General features: G+C 66.9%; 15 protein-coding genes. 5 read left to right on the forward strand and 10 right to left on the reverse strand.

All coding sequences use genetic code 11. The features are described from left to right. Positions 1-9: 9 nt before the first annotated feature. The 10 genes from BM133_RS28685 to BM133_RS28730 form a co-directional block, all read right to left on the reverse strand. Entirely contained in the window at positions 10-720 is a 711-nt protein-coding gene (locus BM133_RS28685; protein WP_093441678.1) for an ABC transporter ATP-binding protein, read from the reverse strand. Next, positions 717-1,478: an ABC transporter ATP-binding protein gene (locus tag BM133_RS28690; protein ID WP_093441680.1), complete on the reverse strand. Its 762-nt coding sequence runs from the start codon at positions 1,476-1,478 to the stop codon at positions 717-719. Before BM133_RS28690 ends, BM133_RS28685 begins: the two co-directional genes overlap by 4 nt. Continuing rightward, entirely contained in the window at positions 1,471-2,451 is a 981-nt protein-coding gene (locus BM133_RS28695) for a branched-chain amino acid ABC transporter permease (RefSeq protein WP_093441683.1), read from the reverse strand. Before BM133_RS28695 ends, BM133_RS28690 begins: the two co-directional genes overlap by 8 nt. Then, the gene (locus BM133_RS28700; RefSeq protein ID WP_093441685.1) at positions 2,448-3,320 is read right to left on the reverse strand and encodes a branched-chain amino acid ABC transporter permease; all 873 of its coding nucleotides are present in this window, start codon (positions 3,318-3,320) and stop codon (positions 2,448-2,450) included. The genes BM133_RS28695 and BM133_RS28700 overlap by 4 nt, the downstream gene beginning before the upstream one ends. Positions 3,321-3,332: 12 nt before the next feature. Beyond that, positions 3,333-4,538, reverse strand: coding sequence for an ABC transporter substrate-binding protein (locus BM133_RS28705; protein ID WP_093441689.1), 1,206 nt, complete (start codon positions 4,536-4,538; stop codon positions 3,333-3,335). Positions 4,539-4,561: 23 nt separating this feature from the next. Next, a complete protein-coding gene (locus tag BM133_RS28710; RefSeq protein ID WP_093442035.1) occupies positions 4,562-5,344 on the reverse strand; it encodes a GntR family transcriptional regulator in 783 nt (260 codons plus the stop codon). Positions 5,345-5,397: 53 nt separating this feature from the next. Beyond that, a complete protein-coding gene (locus tag BM133_RS28715) occupies positions 5,398-6,237 on the reverse strand; it encodes a helix-turn-helix domain-containing protein (protein ID WP_093441691.1) in 840 nt (279 codons plus the stop codon). A 137-nt stretch (positions 6,238-6,374) separates the two neighbouring features. Then, positions 6,375-7,223, reverse strand: a complete 849-nt coding sequence (locus tag BM133_RS28720; RefSeq protein ID WP_093441694.1) for a fumarylacetoacetate hydrolase family protein — start codon at positions 7,221-7,223, stop codon at positions 6,375-6,377. Positions 7,224-7,248: 25 nt separating this feature from the next. Continuing rightward, entirely contained in the window at positions 7,249-7,995 is a 747-nt protein-coding gene (locus tag BM133_RS28725) for an SDR family NAD(P)-dependent oxidoreductase (protein ID WP_093441697.1), read from the reverse strand. Beyond that, a complete protein-coding gene (locus tag BM133_RS28730) occupies positions 7,992-8,726 on the reverse strand; it encodes an SDR family oxidoreductase (protein WP_093441699.1) in 735 nt (244 codons plus the stop codon). Before BM133_RS28730 ends, BM133_RS28725 begins: the two co-directional genes overlap by 4 nt. Positions 8,727-8,866: 140 nt before the next feature. Here BM133_RS28730 and BM133_RS28735 point away from each other — a divergent pair, with 140 nt between their 5' ends. The 5 genes from BM133_RS28735 (at position 8,867) to BM133_RS28755 (ending at position 14,276) form a co-directional block, all read left to right on the forward strand. After that, the gene (locus BM133_RS28735) at positions 8,867-9,574 is read left to right on the forward strand and encodes a FadR/GntR family transcriptional regulator (protein WP_093441701.1); all 708 of its coding nucleotides are present in this window, start codon (positions 8,867-8,869) and stop codon (positions 9,572-9,574) included. A 45-nt stretch (positions 9,575-9,619) separates the two neighbouring features. Continuing rightward, the gene (locus BM133_RS28740) at positions 9,620-10,633 is read left to right on the forward strand and encodes a sialic acid TRAP transporter substrate-binding protein SiaP (protein WP_093441703.1); all 1,014 of its coding nucleotides are present in this window, start codon (positions 9,620-9,622) and stop codon (positions 10,631-10,633) included. Between the two features lie 128 nt (positions 10,634-10,761). Further along, entirely contained in the window at positions 10,762-11,319 is a 558-nt protein-coding gene (locus BM133_RS28745) for a TRAP transporter small permease (protein ID WP_093441706.1), read from the forward strand. A 30-nt stretch (positions 11,320-11,349) separates the two neighbouring features. Further along, entirely contained in the window at positions 11,350-12,747 is a 1,398-nt protein-coding gene (locus BM133_RS28750) for a TRAP transporter large permease (RefSeq protein WP_093441708.1), read from the forward strand. 2 nt (positions 12,748-12,749) lie between these two features. Continuing rightward, positions 12,750-14,276 carry a UxaA family hydrolase gene (locus tag BM133_RS28755; protein ID WP_093441711.1) on the forward strand — a complete coding sequence of 509 codons (1,527 nt, stop codon included), beginning with the start codon at positions 12,750-12,752 and terminating at the stop codon, positions 14,274-14,276. Positions 14,277-14,385: the final 109 nt, after the last annotated feature.

Genomic DNA, 14,385 nt, shown 5'->3' on the forward strand with positions numbered 1-14,385 from the left:
TCGGAGGGCTCAGAGCCCCAGGTAGGCGCGCCGCAGTTCGTCGCTGCCGAGCAGCTCGCCGGGCAGTCCCGAGAAGCGCACGCTGCCGTTCTCCAGCACGTAGGCGCGGTCGGCGATTTCGAGCGACTGGCCGACGTTCTGCTCGACCAGCATCACCGCGAGGCCACCGTCGCGCAGGTCGCGGATCAGCGAGAACATCTCCTCGACCAGCAGCGGCGAGAGGCCGAGCGAGGGTTCGTCCAGGATCAGCAGCACCGGCTCGGCCATGAGGCCGCGCGCGATGGCCAGCATCTGCTGTTCGCCGCCGCTCATGGTGCCGGCGTGCTGGTCCATGCGCTCGCGCAGGCGCGGGAAGATGTGGAACGACTTCTCCAGGTTGGCAGCGCGCCGTTCCCGTGCGCGAGTGAAGGAGCCGAGCTCCAGGTTCTCGCGCACGCTCAGGTTGGGAAACACCTTGCGGCCTTCGGGCACCTGGATGAGGCCGGCCTTGACGACATCGCGGTAGTGCGCGCCGCTCAGGTCCTTGCCATCGAAGCGCACGGTGCCGCCCCAGGCCGGGCAGAGGCCGCAGACCATCTTGTTGAGCGTGGACTTGCCCGCCCCGTTGCTGCCGAGCAGCGCGACCATTTCGCCCGCGTTCACCTGCAGGTCGACGCCGCGCAGCACCTCGACGCGGCCGTAGCCGCCGCGCAGGCCTTGAATCTCCAGCAACGCGCTCATGCCGTGGCTCCCGATGCGGCCTTGCGCAGCCGCGCCGCGGTGCCATGGCCCAGGTAGGCTTCGACGACCTTGTCGTCGGAGGTCACTTGCGCGGGGGTGCCCTCTGCGATGAGCTGACCCTGCGCCAGCACCCACACATGCTCGGCCAGGTGCATCACGGCCTGCATGACGTGCTCGATCATCAGCACGGTCACGCCGCTGTCGGCGATGCCGCGCACCACCGGCATCATCTCGGCGATCTCCTGCGGATTGAGGCCCGCGAGCACTTCGTCGAGCAGCAAGAGGCGCGGCTTTGTCGCGAGCGCGCGGGTCAGTTCGAGGCGCTTGCGGCCGGCCACGGTGAGGTCCGACGCGGGCTTGTCCAGCTGCGGTGCGAGGCCGACGCGCAGCGCGACGGCTTCGGCGTTCTGCAGCGCCTCGGCGCGGCCGCGCACATGCAGGTGCGCGCCGACGGCGATGTTCTCGCGCACGGTCTGCGCGGCGAAGGGCTTCACGATCTGGAAGGTGCGGGTCATGCCGAGCGCGGCATTGCGGTGCGGTTCACGGCCGGTGATGTCCTCGCCCGCGAAGCGCACGGTGCCGGTGTCGGGCTTCAAGAAGCCGGACATCAGCGCGAACAGCGTGGTCTTGCCCGCGCCGTTCGGGCCGATCAGCGCGCTGAGGCTGCCCTCGCGCACCGAGAGGCTCACGTTCTGCACGGCCTTCAAGCCGCCGAACGAGCGCGAGAGGCCGTCGATGGCCAGCAGGGCCTCAGTCATTGCGGCCTCCCTTCGCGTTCCACAGCTGCCGCACCGACAGCCCGATGCCCGCGATGCCGCGCGGCACGAAGATGACGATGAGCACCAGCACCGTGCCGTAGATCACCATGTTGATGCCGGGCAGTTCGCCGAAGAGGTTGCGCGTGAAATCCGACAGCAGGTGCAGCACGACCGCGCCGAGCACCGGGCCCCACATCGTGCCCATGCCGCCGACGATGGCCGCCACCAGCGCCTCGATCGACACGGCCGAGCCGTAGGCGATGCCGGCGTCGATGTACTGGAACACCTGCACGTAGAAGGCGCCGGCCGCGCCCATGAAGGCGGCCGACAGGCCGATGGCCGCGAGCTTGACGCGGAACGGGTTGACGCCGACGGCGCGCGCCGCGTCTTCGTTGTCGCGCACGGCCTGCAGGTAGGCGCCGAAGCGGCCGTTGCGCAGCCACCAGGTCACCAGCAGCGCCGCGACGACCATCGCGAGCACCACCCAGAGGTAGCCGGCGCGCGTCGCGAACTGCATGTTGGCGACCGATTCGCGCAGCGGCACCATGAGCCCGACGCCGCCGCCGGTGAAGTCGACCGAGAGCACCAGGATGCGGAACACCTCGGCAAAGGCCAGCGTGACGAGCGCGAAGTACGAGCCCTTGAGGCCGTAGCGGAAGGTGAGCGCGCCCATGAAGAGCCCGACCAGCGCCGCGCCGATCACCGCGAGCGGCAGCGCGACCCAGGCGTTGATGCCTCCCTGCAGCTGCGCGATCGCCTGGATGTAGGCGCCGGTGCCGAAGAACAGCGCATGCCCGAACGAGAACTGCCCGCCGAAGCCGCCCAGGATGTTCCAGGCCTGCGCGATGAGCGTGGCGTAGAGCGCCATCATCACGAAGTTCAGCGTGACGCCCGACTTGGTGAAGAACGGCACGCAGCCGACCAGCACGGCGAAGAGCGCGATGCCCGCGAGTTGCCTGCGTCCCGCGTTCATGCCTTGGCTCCGAACATGCCCTGGGGCCTGAAGAGCACCACGCCGATGAAGATCGCGAAGATGCCGATCTGGCCCAGCGATTCGCCGAGGTACAGGCCGCCCAGCGACTCGACCACGCCGACGAGAAAGCCGCCGATCAGCGCACCGACGAAGCTGCCCATGCCGCCGAGCACGACGATGGTGAAGGCCACGAGCACGAAGCCGCCGCCGACCTGCGGATTGACGTAGTAGGCGGGCAGCAGAAAGCACGCGGCCGCGCCCAGGCAGGCCAGGCCGATGCCGAAGCTCATGGCGTAGACGTGGTCGACGTCGATGCCCATGAGCTTGGCGCCCTCTTTTTCCTTGGCGACCGCGCGGATGGCGCGGCCGAGGTCGGTGCGGCCCATGATCCAGAACAGGATGGCCGAGACGGCGAGCGCGCCGACAAAGGCCACGAGCTTGGGCACCGCGATCATCGCGGGGCCGATGGCGACGGTGCTCAGCGAATAGGCGGTGTCGATGTTGCGCGTGTCGGACTTGAAGAACAGCAGCGCGAGGTTCTCCATGACGATGGCGATGCCCAGGGTGGCGAGCAGGATGTTCTCGTCCTTGCCGTGGCCCGCGCGGTTGATGACCACGCGCTGCAGCACGTAGCCCAGCGCGAACATGCCGAGCACGACAATGGGCAATGCCAGGTACGGGTCGATGCCCAGGCGCTCCTTGAGGAAGTACACCGCGTACAGCGCCAGCATCAAGCTCGCGCCGTGCGCGAAGTTGATGATGTGCAGCACGCCGTAGATCAGCGTGAGCCCCAGCGCGATGAGCGCATACACCGCGCCCGTCGTCAGCCCGTTCAGAACCGACGGGAAAAGAATGCCGAAATCGAACATCCCGCCTTCCGATCAGGCCGCGCGCAGCGGGAACACCGGATCGACCTCGCGATAGTCGCGCGGGATGATGACCTTGATGTCGTTCTTCACCACCTGCGTCATGAGCGGCTGCGCGCCCTCGTTCTGGCCGTTGACGAACTTGGTGGGGCCATACGGCATGAAGTGGTTGGAGAAGGTGCTCTTCTCCAGCGCATCGATGATGGCGGCGCGCTCCGCGGACTTGGCGCGCTCCAGCGCATCGGCCAGCAGCCACATCGAGGCATAGGTCATGAAGACCTCGTAGCTGAAGAACTGGCCCTTGGCCTCCACGCGCTTGCGCAGGTCCTGCGCGCGCTTGTCCTTGGGGTTGAACCAGTGGTTGCAGTCGATGATGCCGTTGGCCGCGTCCGGAAATTCCTTCACGAACTTGTAGCTCGATGCGGCGCCGCCGAGCACCGAGAAGATCGCCTTGGGCACCACCTTCTGCTGCTGCATGGTGCGCACGAGCAGCGCGTACTCGTTGTAGTAGTTCGCCGGGATCACGATGTCGGGGTTGATCGACTTCATGCGCAGCACGATGTTGTTGAAGTCGCGCGTGGGGTTGGCGTGCTTCACCACTTCCTTCACCTCGAAGCCGTAGCCCGGCAGTTCGCGCGAGAGCAGTTGCGCGGTGCCGGCGCCGAAGAGCGATTCCTCGTGAATGATCATCACGGTCTTGGCGGGGTTGCCCGCGGCCTTGTTGAGCACCAGCAGGTTGGCCATGGCCACCTCGGTGGACTTCTTGTAGCCGGGGCCGAAGCGGAAGGTGTTCTTCAGGCCGCGCTCGACGATCTGGTCGGCCACGCCCACGTCGACCACGTGCGGCAGGTTGTACTTGGCCGCCGCCTGCGTGGTCGCGAGACAGATGGCCGAGGCGTAGGCGCCCACGATGGCGGAGACGCCGGCCTCGTTCATCTTCTCGACCTCGGCCGAGCCGGCCTGCGGCTGCGATTGCGCATCGCCCAGCAGGGCCTCGAGCTTCGCGCCGCCGAGCGACTTGATGCCGCCCGCGGCATTGATGTCCTCGATGGCCATGAGCGCACCGAGGCGACATTGCTGCCCCGAATAAGCCAGCGCACCGGTGACCGGATGCAGCACGCCGACCTTGACGGTCTTGGGCTGCGCGCCGGCCACGAGCGGGAAGGCGACGGCGGTCGCCAGGGCGGCGGACTGCGACACGAAACTGCGGCGGTTCTGCATGGTGGGCTTTCCTTTTCTTCTCTTCAGTTGAACTGGGCTGACACGTCGTTGCTGACCCACACCTTGGCGTCGATGCTGCCCACGCGGGAGAGCTGCATTTCGTAGGTGTAGCGGTCGGGTCGGTAAAGGCCGTGCAGCCACTGCACGGGCCGCTCGTCTTCGTCGTAGATGAGGCGGCGCACCGCAAGCAGCGCGGAGCCGACGGAGACATGGAGGTGCTGGGCGAGCACGTTGTCGGCCAGGCGCGCGGAGATGGTCTGGTGCGCCCGGCCCACCTTGACGCCCGACTCCTCGAGCAGCACGAGGATGGGTTTCTTAGACAGCTCGCGGCGGCCGAAGCGGCGTGCGATCGTGTCGGGCACGTAGGTGGTGATGTGCGAGAGCGGGCCCTCTTTGGTGGAGCGCACGCGCACCGCCTTCTGCACCGGGTCGCCCAGCTGCAGCTGCAACGCCTCGGCCACCTGGGTCGACGCCGTGATGGTCGCGACCTCGATCACCTTCACCGAAGTGTGCAGGCCCATGGTGACCAGGTTCTCGAGCAGGCCGCGCAGGTTGGCGCGCTCCACGCTCTTTCCGCCCGGCGACTCGCCGGCCGCCACTTGCGGCAGCGCGCGCGTGCGGCGGCCGGGGTTGCGCGCGATCAGGCCTTCGGACGAGAGCTGTTCGAGCGCACGCCGCACCGTGACGCGCGCCACGCCGAACTGCGCCATGAGCGCGAGTTCGCCGGGCAGGCCCTCTGCGAAACGCCCTTCGTGCAACTGCTCACGCAGGACCAGGTAGATCTGGTGGTATTTCGGCAAAGGCATTTGCGACATGCCTTTGATGTTTTTGCAGTTTCAATGTTCTGTCAATGGGACATTTAAAACCGAAGACCGCGCTGCCAGGCGCCGGGGGTGAAGCCGAACTGGCGCGTGAAGATGCGCGTCATGTGGCTCTGGTCGGAGAAGCCGCTCGCGGCTGCGGCCTCCGCGAGGGCGGCGCCGTGGCGGATCAAATGGCGCGCGCGTTCGCTGCGCTGCAGCACGAGCCACGCATGCGGCGGCACGCCGTAGGCTTTCTCGAAACGGCGCAGCACCTGGTAGGTGCTGAGGCCAGTCATCGCCGCGAGTTCGGCGAGCGTGGGCGGGGCGAGCAGCTCGTCGGCGAGGCGTTCGCGCACCTGCTTCACATCGGCAGTGGCTTCGCGCGATGGCGCGGCGGTGGAATGGTTGTCGCGCAGCAGGCCGCAGACTTCGGCCAGCGATTCTTCGCAGGCGAGCGTTTCGACACGGCGAGCATCGGGTGTATCGCGTGTGAGGACGCGCCAATCGTCGAGTCGGCTGAACAGGCGGCGCAGCGTGTCGCCCAGCCGCGCGTCCTGGATGACGGGGCGCGTCAACGCCACATCGGTGGCGGCATCGCCATTCATGGCGGCCATCACTCCGGGATCGAAATACACCATGCGCCAGCGGCGCGAAGGCCCGCCGAGCGGCATGCCGTCATGCACTTCACCGGGGTTGGTGGCGATCAGGTCGCCGGCATAGGCGTCGACCTTGCCGCGCCCGCTGGCCGAGCGCTGCGCGCCGTGCTCCAGGAGGCCAAGTCCATAGGTGGAGTGCCAGTGCCGGCCGTAGTGGCGGGCACTGTCGATCGCGGTGCCGTGCACGCCCTCCCAGGGCGTGCCGAACACCTGCGATCGATGGTCCGGCGGCGCTTTCATCTCCGGATGATCTCAAAACCAGTGCCCTTCACGAGAAACACCGCGGAACCGGCTTTGCCGGGCCGCAGGTGTTGCCCCCGGTAGGGGGTTGGCGAAGCGACACGAAGTGCGCGAAGCCTGGGGGCGAGTCAAGCCAATCAGAGCTTGAAGGGAATCACTTCCTGGCGTTGTTCGCCCAAGCCTTCGATGCCCAGCGTCATCACGTCGCCCTTCTTCAGGAACAGCGGCGGCTTCATGCCCATGCCGACGCCGGGGGGCGTGCCGGTGGTGATCACGTCGCCGGGCATCAGCGTCATGAACTGGCTCACGTAGCTCACGATCTTGGCGACCGTGAAGATCATGGTCTTGGTGCTGCCGGTCTGCACGCGCTGGCCGTTCAGGTCGAGCCACATCGAGAGCTTCTGCGGGTTCTCGATTTCGTCGCGCGTCACCAGCCACGGGCCGAGCGGGCCGAAGGTGTCGCAGCCCTTGCCCTTGTCCCAGGTGCCGCCGCGTTCGATCTGGAATTCGCGTTCGCTCACGTCGTTGATGGTGCAGTAGCCGGCCACGTAGTCGAGCGCGCTCTTTTGCGAGACATAGCGCGCCTGGGTGCCGATGACCACGCCGAGCTCGACTTCCCAGTCGGTCTTGACCGAGCCCTTGGGCAGCATCACCGGGTCGTTCGGGCCCTGGATGCAGCTGTTGGCCTTCATGAAGACCACGGGCTCCTTGGGCACCGGCAGGCCCGACTCGGCCGCGTGGTCCGCGTAGTTCAGGCCGATGGCGATGAACTTGCCGACGTTGGCCACGGGGCTGCCCAGGCGCGGCTTGCCCTTCACGAGCGGCAGCTTGTCCAGCTTGGTCTTGCGCAGCTTGGCGATGGCGGCATCGCCGAGCTGGTCGGGACCGATGTCCTTGACGACGGCGCTCAGGTCGCGCAGCTTGCCGTCTGCGTCGATGAGACCGGGTTTTTCCTTACCGGGGTTGCCATAACGGACGAGTTTCATGCTTTCCTTTCAGTGCATTGAATGATCAATAAGTGGAGCGTCCACCGGAGAGGTCGAAGACCGCGCCGGTGGAGAACGAACAATCTTCGGTGCAGAGCCAGCCGACCATCGCGGCCACCTCGTCCACCGTGCCGAATCGGCCCATGGGGATTTTCGACAGCATGAACGCGATGTGCTCGGGCGTCATCTGGTCGAAGATCGCGGTCTTCACCGCCGCGGGCGTCACGCAGTTCACGCGGATGCCGGTGTCGGCCAGTTCCTTGCCCAGCGACTTGGTGATGCCGATGACGGCCGCCTTGCTCGCACTGTAGGCGCTGGCGTTGGGGTTGCCCTCCTTGCCGGCCACCGAGGCGATGTTGACGATGCGCCCGTAGCCCTGTTTGCGCATCTGCCCCACCACTTCGCGGCAGCACAGGAACACGCCGTTGATGTTGACCTCCATCACCTGGCGCCAGTCGTCCACCGGGTAGTCCCACAGCTTGACGTTGGGGCCGGTGATGCCGGCGCTGTTGACCAGCGCGTCGATGCGCGGCGAATGCGCCAGCGTGGCGGCCACGGCCTTGGCGACCGAAGGCTGCTGCGACACGTCGACCTTCAGCGCGAACGCCTTGTCGCCGAGCGATTGCGCGGCCTGGTTCGCGGCCGCCTCGTCGCGGTCCCACAGCGTGACGCTGCCGCCCGACGCAATCAACCGCTGCGCGATGCCGAAGCCCAGGCCCGTGGCACCGCCGGTGACGACCGCGTGCCGGCCGGTGAAGTCGAGCTGGTTCATATCGTGATGCCGCCGTCGACGGTGAAGAACTGGCCGGTGGCGAAGATCGACTCGTCGCTCGCGAGGAACACGACCACGGGCGCGATTTCTTCCGCCTGCGCGAGCCGGCCCATCGGCTGGCGCGCGATGAAGGCCTTGCGGGCTTCCTCGGGGTCGGCGTTGGCGTTGATGCGGTCGCCCAGCGAAGGCGTATCGACCGTGCCCGGGCACACCGCATTGCAGCGGATGCCCTTGGTCACGTAGTCGGCCGCCACGCTCTTGGTGAGGCCGAGCACTGCCGCCTTGGTGGTGCCGTAGACGAAGCGGTTGGGCAGGCCTTTCATGCTGGAGCACACGCTGGCCATGTTGATGATGCTGCCGCGCCCCGCCTTCAGCATGCCGGGCAGCACGGCCTGGATGGTCCACATCTGCGCGCGCACGTTGAGCGCGAAGGCGAAGGCCAGGTCGTCGTCGCTCGCCTGCTCGATGGCGCCGTTGTGCACCACGCCCGCGCAGTTGAAGAGCACGTCGAGCGTGGGCAGCTTCGCGAACAGCGCGCCGATGGCGGCCTTGTCGAGCACGTCCAGCTTCACGGCCGTCACGTTCGCGACGCCGGCGTAGCGTTCGAGCAGCTTTTCGTTGACGTCGGTGGCCCAGACCTGGGCGCCCTCGGCGGCGAGCGCCAGCACGCTCGCGTGGCCGATGCCCTGGCCGGCTGCGGTGACGAGCGCGGTCTTTCCCTTCAATCTCATGGTGTCTCCTGTGGCGGGTGCGTCGCCAGCGATTCGGGTTTGGCCCGATGGGGGATCCGGGCAACGCATCGTATTCTGAATTGGCCTTACCACTTGTCCAATTCTGGACAACCCTTAAACCCTGTTCGTTCATCCGCCTCGTGCCCCTCCAGACCGTCGAACCCCAGCGCCTCTATCGCCAGATCGCCGACCAGCTGCGTGCGCTGATCGCCAAGGGCGAATTCGCCGTGGGCGCGCGCCTGTCCGCCGAGCGAGACCTCGCCAAGCAGCTGGGCGTGAGCCGCCCCTCGGTGCGCGAGGCGCTGATCGCGCTGGAGGTCGAGGGCTGGGTCGAGGTGCGCACGGGCTCCGGCGTGTACGTGCTGGACCGCTCGCACCGGGCCGCCGCGCCGGTCGCGCCCACCGAATGGGGACCGCTGGAGCTGATCCGCGCGCGCCGCGTGATCGAGGGCGAGACGGCCGCCATTGCCGCCACCGCGGGCAAGCGCAAGGATGTCGACGCGATGACGCGCGCCATCGAGGTCATGCGCGAGATGGCCGATCGCAAGGTGATGCCGCTCGAAGGCGACCGCGCGTTCCACCTGGCCATCGTGAGTGCCAGCGGCAACGTCGTGCTGGTCGAGACGGTGCAGAACTTCTGGGACTCGCGCAAGGGCCCGATCTTCACGCGCCTGGGCGGCTACTTCGAGAACGTTTCTTCCTGGCGCTCGGCCATCGCCGAGCACGAGGCCATCCGCGATGCGGTGGCCGCCCGCGACGCCGAGGGCGCGCGTGCCGCGATGCACGCGCACATGGACAAGTCGCACCAGCGATTCAGCGCGAGCTGGCGACGCGCGAAGCCTTCCTGATTTCTCGCCAGCATCCCTGCCATTACTACAACGGAGACAAGCCACATGATCAGCAACAGCAGCAAGAACAGCAAACGCACCGCCCTCAAGGCTCTGGCCGCCTGCGCCCTCGCGGCCGGCGTCGTGGGCATCCCGGGCATCGCCTCGGCGCAGACCAAGCTCAAGTGGGCGCACGTCTACGAGACCTCGGAGCCCTTCCACAAGTACTCGGTGTGGGCGGCCGAAGAAATCAAGAAGCGCACCAACGGCAAGTACGACATCCAGGTGTTCCCCGCCTCCACGCTCGGCAAGGAGGCCGACATCAACCAGGGCCTGACGCTGGGCACGGTCGACATCATCCTGTCGGGCGCGAGCTTCGCGGGGCGCACCTACACGCCGCTGGCGATCTCGTACTTTCCCTTCATCTTCCGCGACGCCGAGCACCAGCTGAAGTACGCCAAGAGCGACGTGTTCAACGAGCTCGCCAAGGGCTACGACGACAAGAGCGGCAACCACATCACCGCGCTCAGCTACTACGGTGCGCGCCACGTCACTTCCAGCGCCGCGCGGCCGGTGTCCAAGCCCGAGGACATGAAGGGCCTGAAGATCCGCGTGCCCGACGCACCGGCCTACCTCGCATTCCCGAAGGCGCTGGGCGCCAACCCCACGCCCATCGCCTTCGCCGAGGTGTACCTGGCCCTGCAGAACAACACGGTCGATGCGCAGGAGAACCCGCTGCCCACCATCGAGGCCAAGAAATTCTTCGAGGTGCAGAAGAACATTTCGCTCACTGGCCACATCGTCGATTCGCTGCTCACGATCTGCTCGGGCCAGCTGTGGGCCAAGCTCTCGGCGGATGAAAAGAAGATCTTCACCGACGTGATGCAGGAGGCGGCCGAGAAGACCGGCCGCGAGATCATCGCCTCCGAGGCGCGCCTCGTGGAGGAGTTCAAGAAGAAGGGCAACAACGTGATCACGGTCGACAAGAACGCGTTCCGCGAAGCGGTGCTGAAAGCGACCAAGCCCACCGACCAGGGCTACCGCCAGCAGGACTACGACCGCATCCTCGCCATCAAGTGAGCTGGCCCCCAGGCGGCGCGCACTGCGTGCCGCTTGGCCAACTCCCTTGCAGGGGGCGATACCCGAGGCCCGGCAAAGCCGGTTCCCCGGTATCCCCATGAAAGACCCATCGCACCATCTGGAGCCGTATGACTGAGCAAAAGATCATCGACGACGAAGGCCACTTCCACGCGGAGGACGAGGCGGTCGACCTGTCGGACACCATCGCCGAGGGCTGGATCTCGCTGGCCATCTTCTGGCTCCTAGGCCTCACGGTCTTCTACCAGTTCGTCACGCGCTACGTGATGAACGACTCGGCCGCCTGGACCGAGGAGGTGGCGCGCTACATGCTGATCGGCGTGGTCTTCATCGGCGCGGCGGTGGGGGTGGCGAAGAACAACCAGATCCAGGTCGACTTCTTCTACCGCCACATGCCGCGCGCCATGGGCCGCGTGCTCTCGATGGTGGTCGACGTGCTGCGCACGGCCTTCTTCGTGGCGGCCGTGGTGATGACCATCCAGATGATGATGAAGATCGGCAACCAGACGCGCATGACCATCGTGGACCTGCCGATGAACGTGGTGTATGCGCTTTGCGTGTTCGGCTTCGCCGCCATGGCGTGGCGCTCGCTGCAGGTGCTGCGCCTCCACTGGAAGCGCGGCTACAGCGTGCTGGAGCGCCCCGAGTCGACGCTCTCCGACCGCTGACCGCGGACCGCAACGCCAAGAAAAAGACCCATGCTGAAAATCATCTTCCTGTTCTTCATGTCCGGCGGCATCCCCGTGGCCATCGCCATGGCCGGCGCCTCGCTGGTCTACATCCTGGTGAGCGACAGCACGCTGCCGCCCTTCGTGGTGATCCACCGGATGGTGAGCGGCATCGACAGCTTTCCGCTGCTCGCGGTGCCCTTCTTCATCCTGGCCGGCAACCTGATGAACAACGCCGGCATCACCACCCGCATCTACAACTTCGCGCTCGCGCTGGTGGGCTGGCTCAAGGGTGGCCTCGGCCACGTGAACGTGCTGGGCTCGGTGATCTTCGCGGGCATGAGCGGCACCGCCATCGCGGACGCCGCGGGCCTGGGGACCATCGAGATCAAGGCGATGAAGGAGCACGGCTACTCGACCGAGTTCGCCGTGGGCGTGACGGCCGCATCGGCCACGCTGGGCCCGATCATTCCGCCGAGCCTGCCCTTCGTGATCTACGGGATGATGGCCAACGTGTCGGTCGGCGCGCTGTTCCTGGCGGGGATCCTGCCCGGCGCGCTGATGGCCATCCTGATGATGCTCACGGTGGCCTACTACGCGCACAAGAACAAGTGGGGCGCGGACGTGAAGTTCTCGCGCACGCGTCTCTTCAAGGCGCTGATGGAGCTGGCCGTGGTGATCGGCTGGCCGATGCTGATGTGGCTGCTGGTGGTCAAGCTGGGCACGCCGCCGCAGCTCACGGCGTTCGCGGGGCTGGCCTCGCTCTTCGTGCTGGACAAGATCTTCAGCTTCGAGGCGCTGCTGCCCATCATGACGCCGGTGCTGCTGATCGGCGGCATGACGACCGGGCTCTTCACGCCCACCGAGGGCGCCATCGCTGCCTGCGTGTGGGCCATGATCCTGGGCTTCGCGTGGTACCGCACGCTCTCGTGGAAGATGTTCATCAAGGTCTGCCTGGACACCATCGAGACCACCAGCACGGTGCTCTTCATCGTGGCCGCCGCATCGATCTTCGGCTGGATGCTGACGGCCACGGGCGTGACCACCGACATCGCCGCGTGGGTGCTGGGCTTCACCAAGGAAGCCTGGGTGTTCCTGCTGCTGGCCAACTTGCTGATGCTCTTCGTGGGTTGCTTCCTGGAGCCGACCGCGGCCATCACGATCCTCGTGCCGATCCTGCTGCCGATTGCCACGCAGCTGGGCGTGGACCCGATCCACTTCGGCCTGGTGATGGTGCTCAACCTCATGATCGGCCTCTTGCACCCGCCCATGGGCATGGTGCTGTTCGTGCTGGCGCGCGTGGCGGGCCTGAGCTTCGAGCGCACGACGATGGCAATTCTTCCGTGGCTCGTCCCGCTCTTGCTGAGCCTGGGCGTGATCACCTACATGCCCAAGCTCGTGCTGTGGGTGCCCAGGATGTTCTATTGACCATGACCCCCTATATCCGACTCCATCCCGCCGACGACGTCGTCATCGCGCGCGCGCAACTGCTGGGCGGCACGCTCGTCGAGAACGTGGCCGTGCGCGGCCTGATCCCGCCGGGGCACAAGGTCGCGATGCGCGCTATCGCGCAGGGCGAGCCGGTGCGGCGCTACAACCAGATCATCGGTTTCGCGAGCAAGCCCATCGCGCCCGGCGAGCATGTGCACACGCAGAACCTGGACATGGGCCCGGACAAGGGCGACTTCGCACGCGACTACGCCTTCGGCGCCGACGTGAAGCCCGCGCCCGCGAAACGCGAGGCCACGTTCATGGGCATCAAGCGCGCCGACGGCCGCGTGGCCACGCGCAACTACATCGGCGTGCTGACCAGCGTGAACTGTTCGGCCACGGCCGCGCGCGCCATTGCCGATCATTTCTCGCGCCGGACCAACCCTTCCGCGCTCGCAGCATTCCCCAACGTGGACGGCATCGTCGCGCTGACGCATGGCACAGGCTGCGGCATGGACACCGAGGGCATGGGCATGCAAGTGCTGTCGCGCACGCTCACGGGCTACGCCACGCACCCCAACTTCGCGGGCGTGCTGGTCGTCGGGCTGGGCTGCGAGGCCAACCAGATCAACGCCTGGCTCGCGACCGGCCACCTGGCCGAAGGCGAGAACTTCCGCACCTTCAACATCCAGGACACGGGCGGCACGCGCAAGACGGTCGAGAAAGGCCTGGCGCTCATCAACGAGATGCTGCCGCGCGCCAACGCGGTGAAGCGAGAGCCGTGCAGCGCGGCGCACATCACCATCGGGCTGCAGTGCGGCGGCTCGGACGGCTACTCGGGCATCAGCGCCAACCCGGCGCTCGGCGCGGCGGTGGATCTGCTGGTGGCGCACGGCGGCACGGCCATCCTCAGCGAAACGCCAGAGGTCTACGGTGCCGAACACCTGCTCACGCGCCGCGCGGTGAAGCGCGAGGTGGGCCAGAAGCTGGTGGACCGCATCAAGTGGTGGGAGCACTACACCGAGATCAACGAGGGCGAGATGAACAACAACCCGTCGCCCGGCAACAAGGCGGGCGGGCTCACCACCATCCTGGAGAAATCGCTGGGCGCGGTCGCCAAGGGCGGCACCAGCAACCTGGAGGCGGTGTACGAATACGCGGAACCGGTGTCGGCGCACGGCTTCGTCTACATGGACACGCCCGGCTACGACCCGGTGAGCGCCACGGGCCAGGTGGCCGGCGGCGCGAACCTGATCTGCTTCACCACCGGGCGCGGCTCGGCGTATGGCTGCGCGCCCTCCCCTTCGCTCAAGCTCGCGACCAACTCGGCGCTGTGGCAGCGGCAGGAAGAAGACATGGACATCAACTGCGGCGAGATCGTCGACGGCACGGCCTCGATCCAGGAGATGGGGCAGCGCATCTTCGAGCTGGTGCTGGCCACAGCGTCCGGCGCGCAGTCCAAGAGCGAGCAGCACGGCTATGGGCAGAACGAATTCGTGCCCTGGCAGGTCGGCGCCGTGATGTAACCCGACACCGCCCCGATGCCGCGCGCTGGCCAGCGCGGCACGCATCACGGGCATCCGCAGGAGACAACTGGATCCGGGACAGCGGCTTCAGGCATCAAGGACATCCGAC

The organism is Variovorax sp. 770b2 (assembly GCF_900115685.1).
Lineage (GTDB): Bacteria > Pseudomonadota > Gammaproteobacteria > Burkholderiales > Burkholderiaceae_C > Variovorax.

Coding starts and splice junctions, on each gene's coding strand:
- BM133_RS28685 (WP_093441678.1), bottom strand. CDS start 720: ATGAGCGCGTTGCTGGAGATTCAAGGCCTGCGCGGCGGCTACGGCCGC.
- BM133_RS28690 (WP_093441680.1), bottom strand. CDS start 1,478: ATGACTGAGGCCCTGCTGGCCATCGACGGCCTCTCGCGCTCGTTCGGC.
- BM133_RS28695 (WP_093441683.1), bottom strand. CDS start 2,451: ATGAACGCGGGACGCAGGCAACTCGCGGGCATCGCGCTCTTCGCCGTG.
- BM133_RS28700 (WP_093441685.1), bottom strand. CDS start 3,320: ATGTTCGATTTCGGCATTCTTTTCCCGTCGGTTCTGAACGGGCTGACG.
- BM133_RS28705 (WP_093441689.1), bottom strand. CDS start 4,538: ATGCAGAACCGCCGCAGTTTCGTGTCGCAGTCCGCCGCCCTGGCGACC.
- BM133_RS28710 (WP_093442035.1), bottom strand. CDS start 5,344: ATGCCTTTGCCGAAATACCACCAGATCTACCTGGTCCTGCGTGAGCAG.
- BM133_RS28715 (WP_093441691.1), bottom strand. CDS start 6,237: ATGAAAGCGCCGCCGGACCATCGATCGCAGGTGTTCGGCACGCCCTGG.
- BM133_RS28720 (WP_093441694.1), bottom strand. CDS start 7,223: ATGAAACTCGTCCGTTATGGCAACCCCGGTAAGGAAAAACCCGGTCTC.
- BM133_RS28725 (WP_093441697.1), bottom strand. CDS start 7,995: ATGAACCAGCTCGACTTCACCGGCCGGCACGCGGTCGTCACCGGCGGT.
- BM133_RS28730 (WP_093441699.1), bottom strand. CDS start 8,726: ATGAGATTGAAGGGAAAGACCGCGCTCGTCACCGCAGCCGGCCAGGGC.
- BM133_RS28740 (WP_093441703.1), top strand. CDS start 9,620: ATGATCAGCAACAGCAGCAAGAACAGCAAACGCACCGCCCTCAAGGCT.
- BM133_RS28745 (WP_093441706.1), top strand. CDS start 10,762: ATGACTGAGCAAAAGATCATCGACGACGAAGGCCACTTCCACGCGGAG.
- BM133_RS28750 (WP_093441708.1), top strand. CDS start 11,350: ATGCTGAAAATCATCTTCCTGTTCTTCATGTCCGGCGGCATCCCCGTG.
- BM133_RS28755 (WP_093441711.1), top strand. CDS start 12,750: ATGACCCCCTATATCCGACTCCATCCCGCCGACGACGTCGTCATCGCG.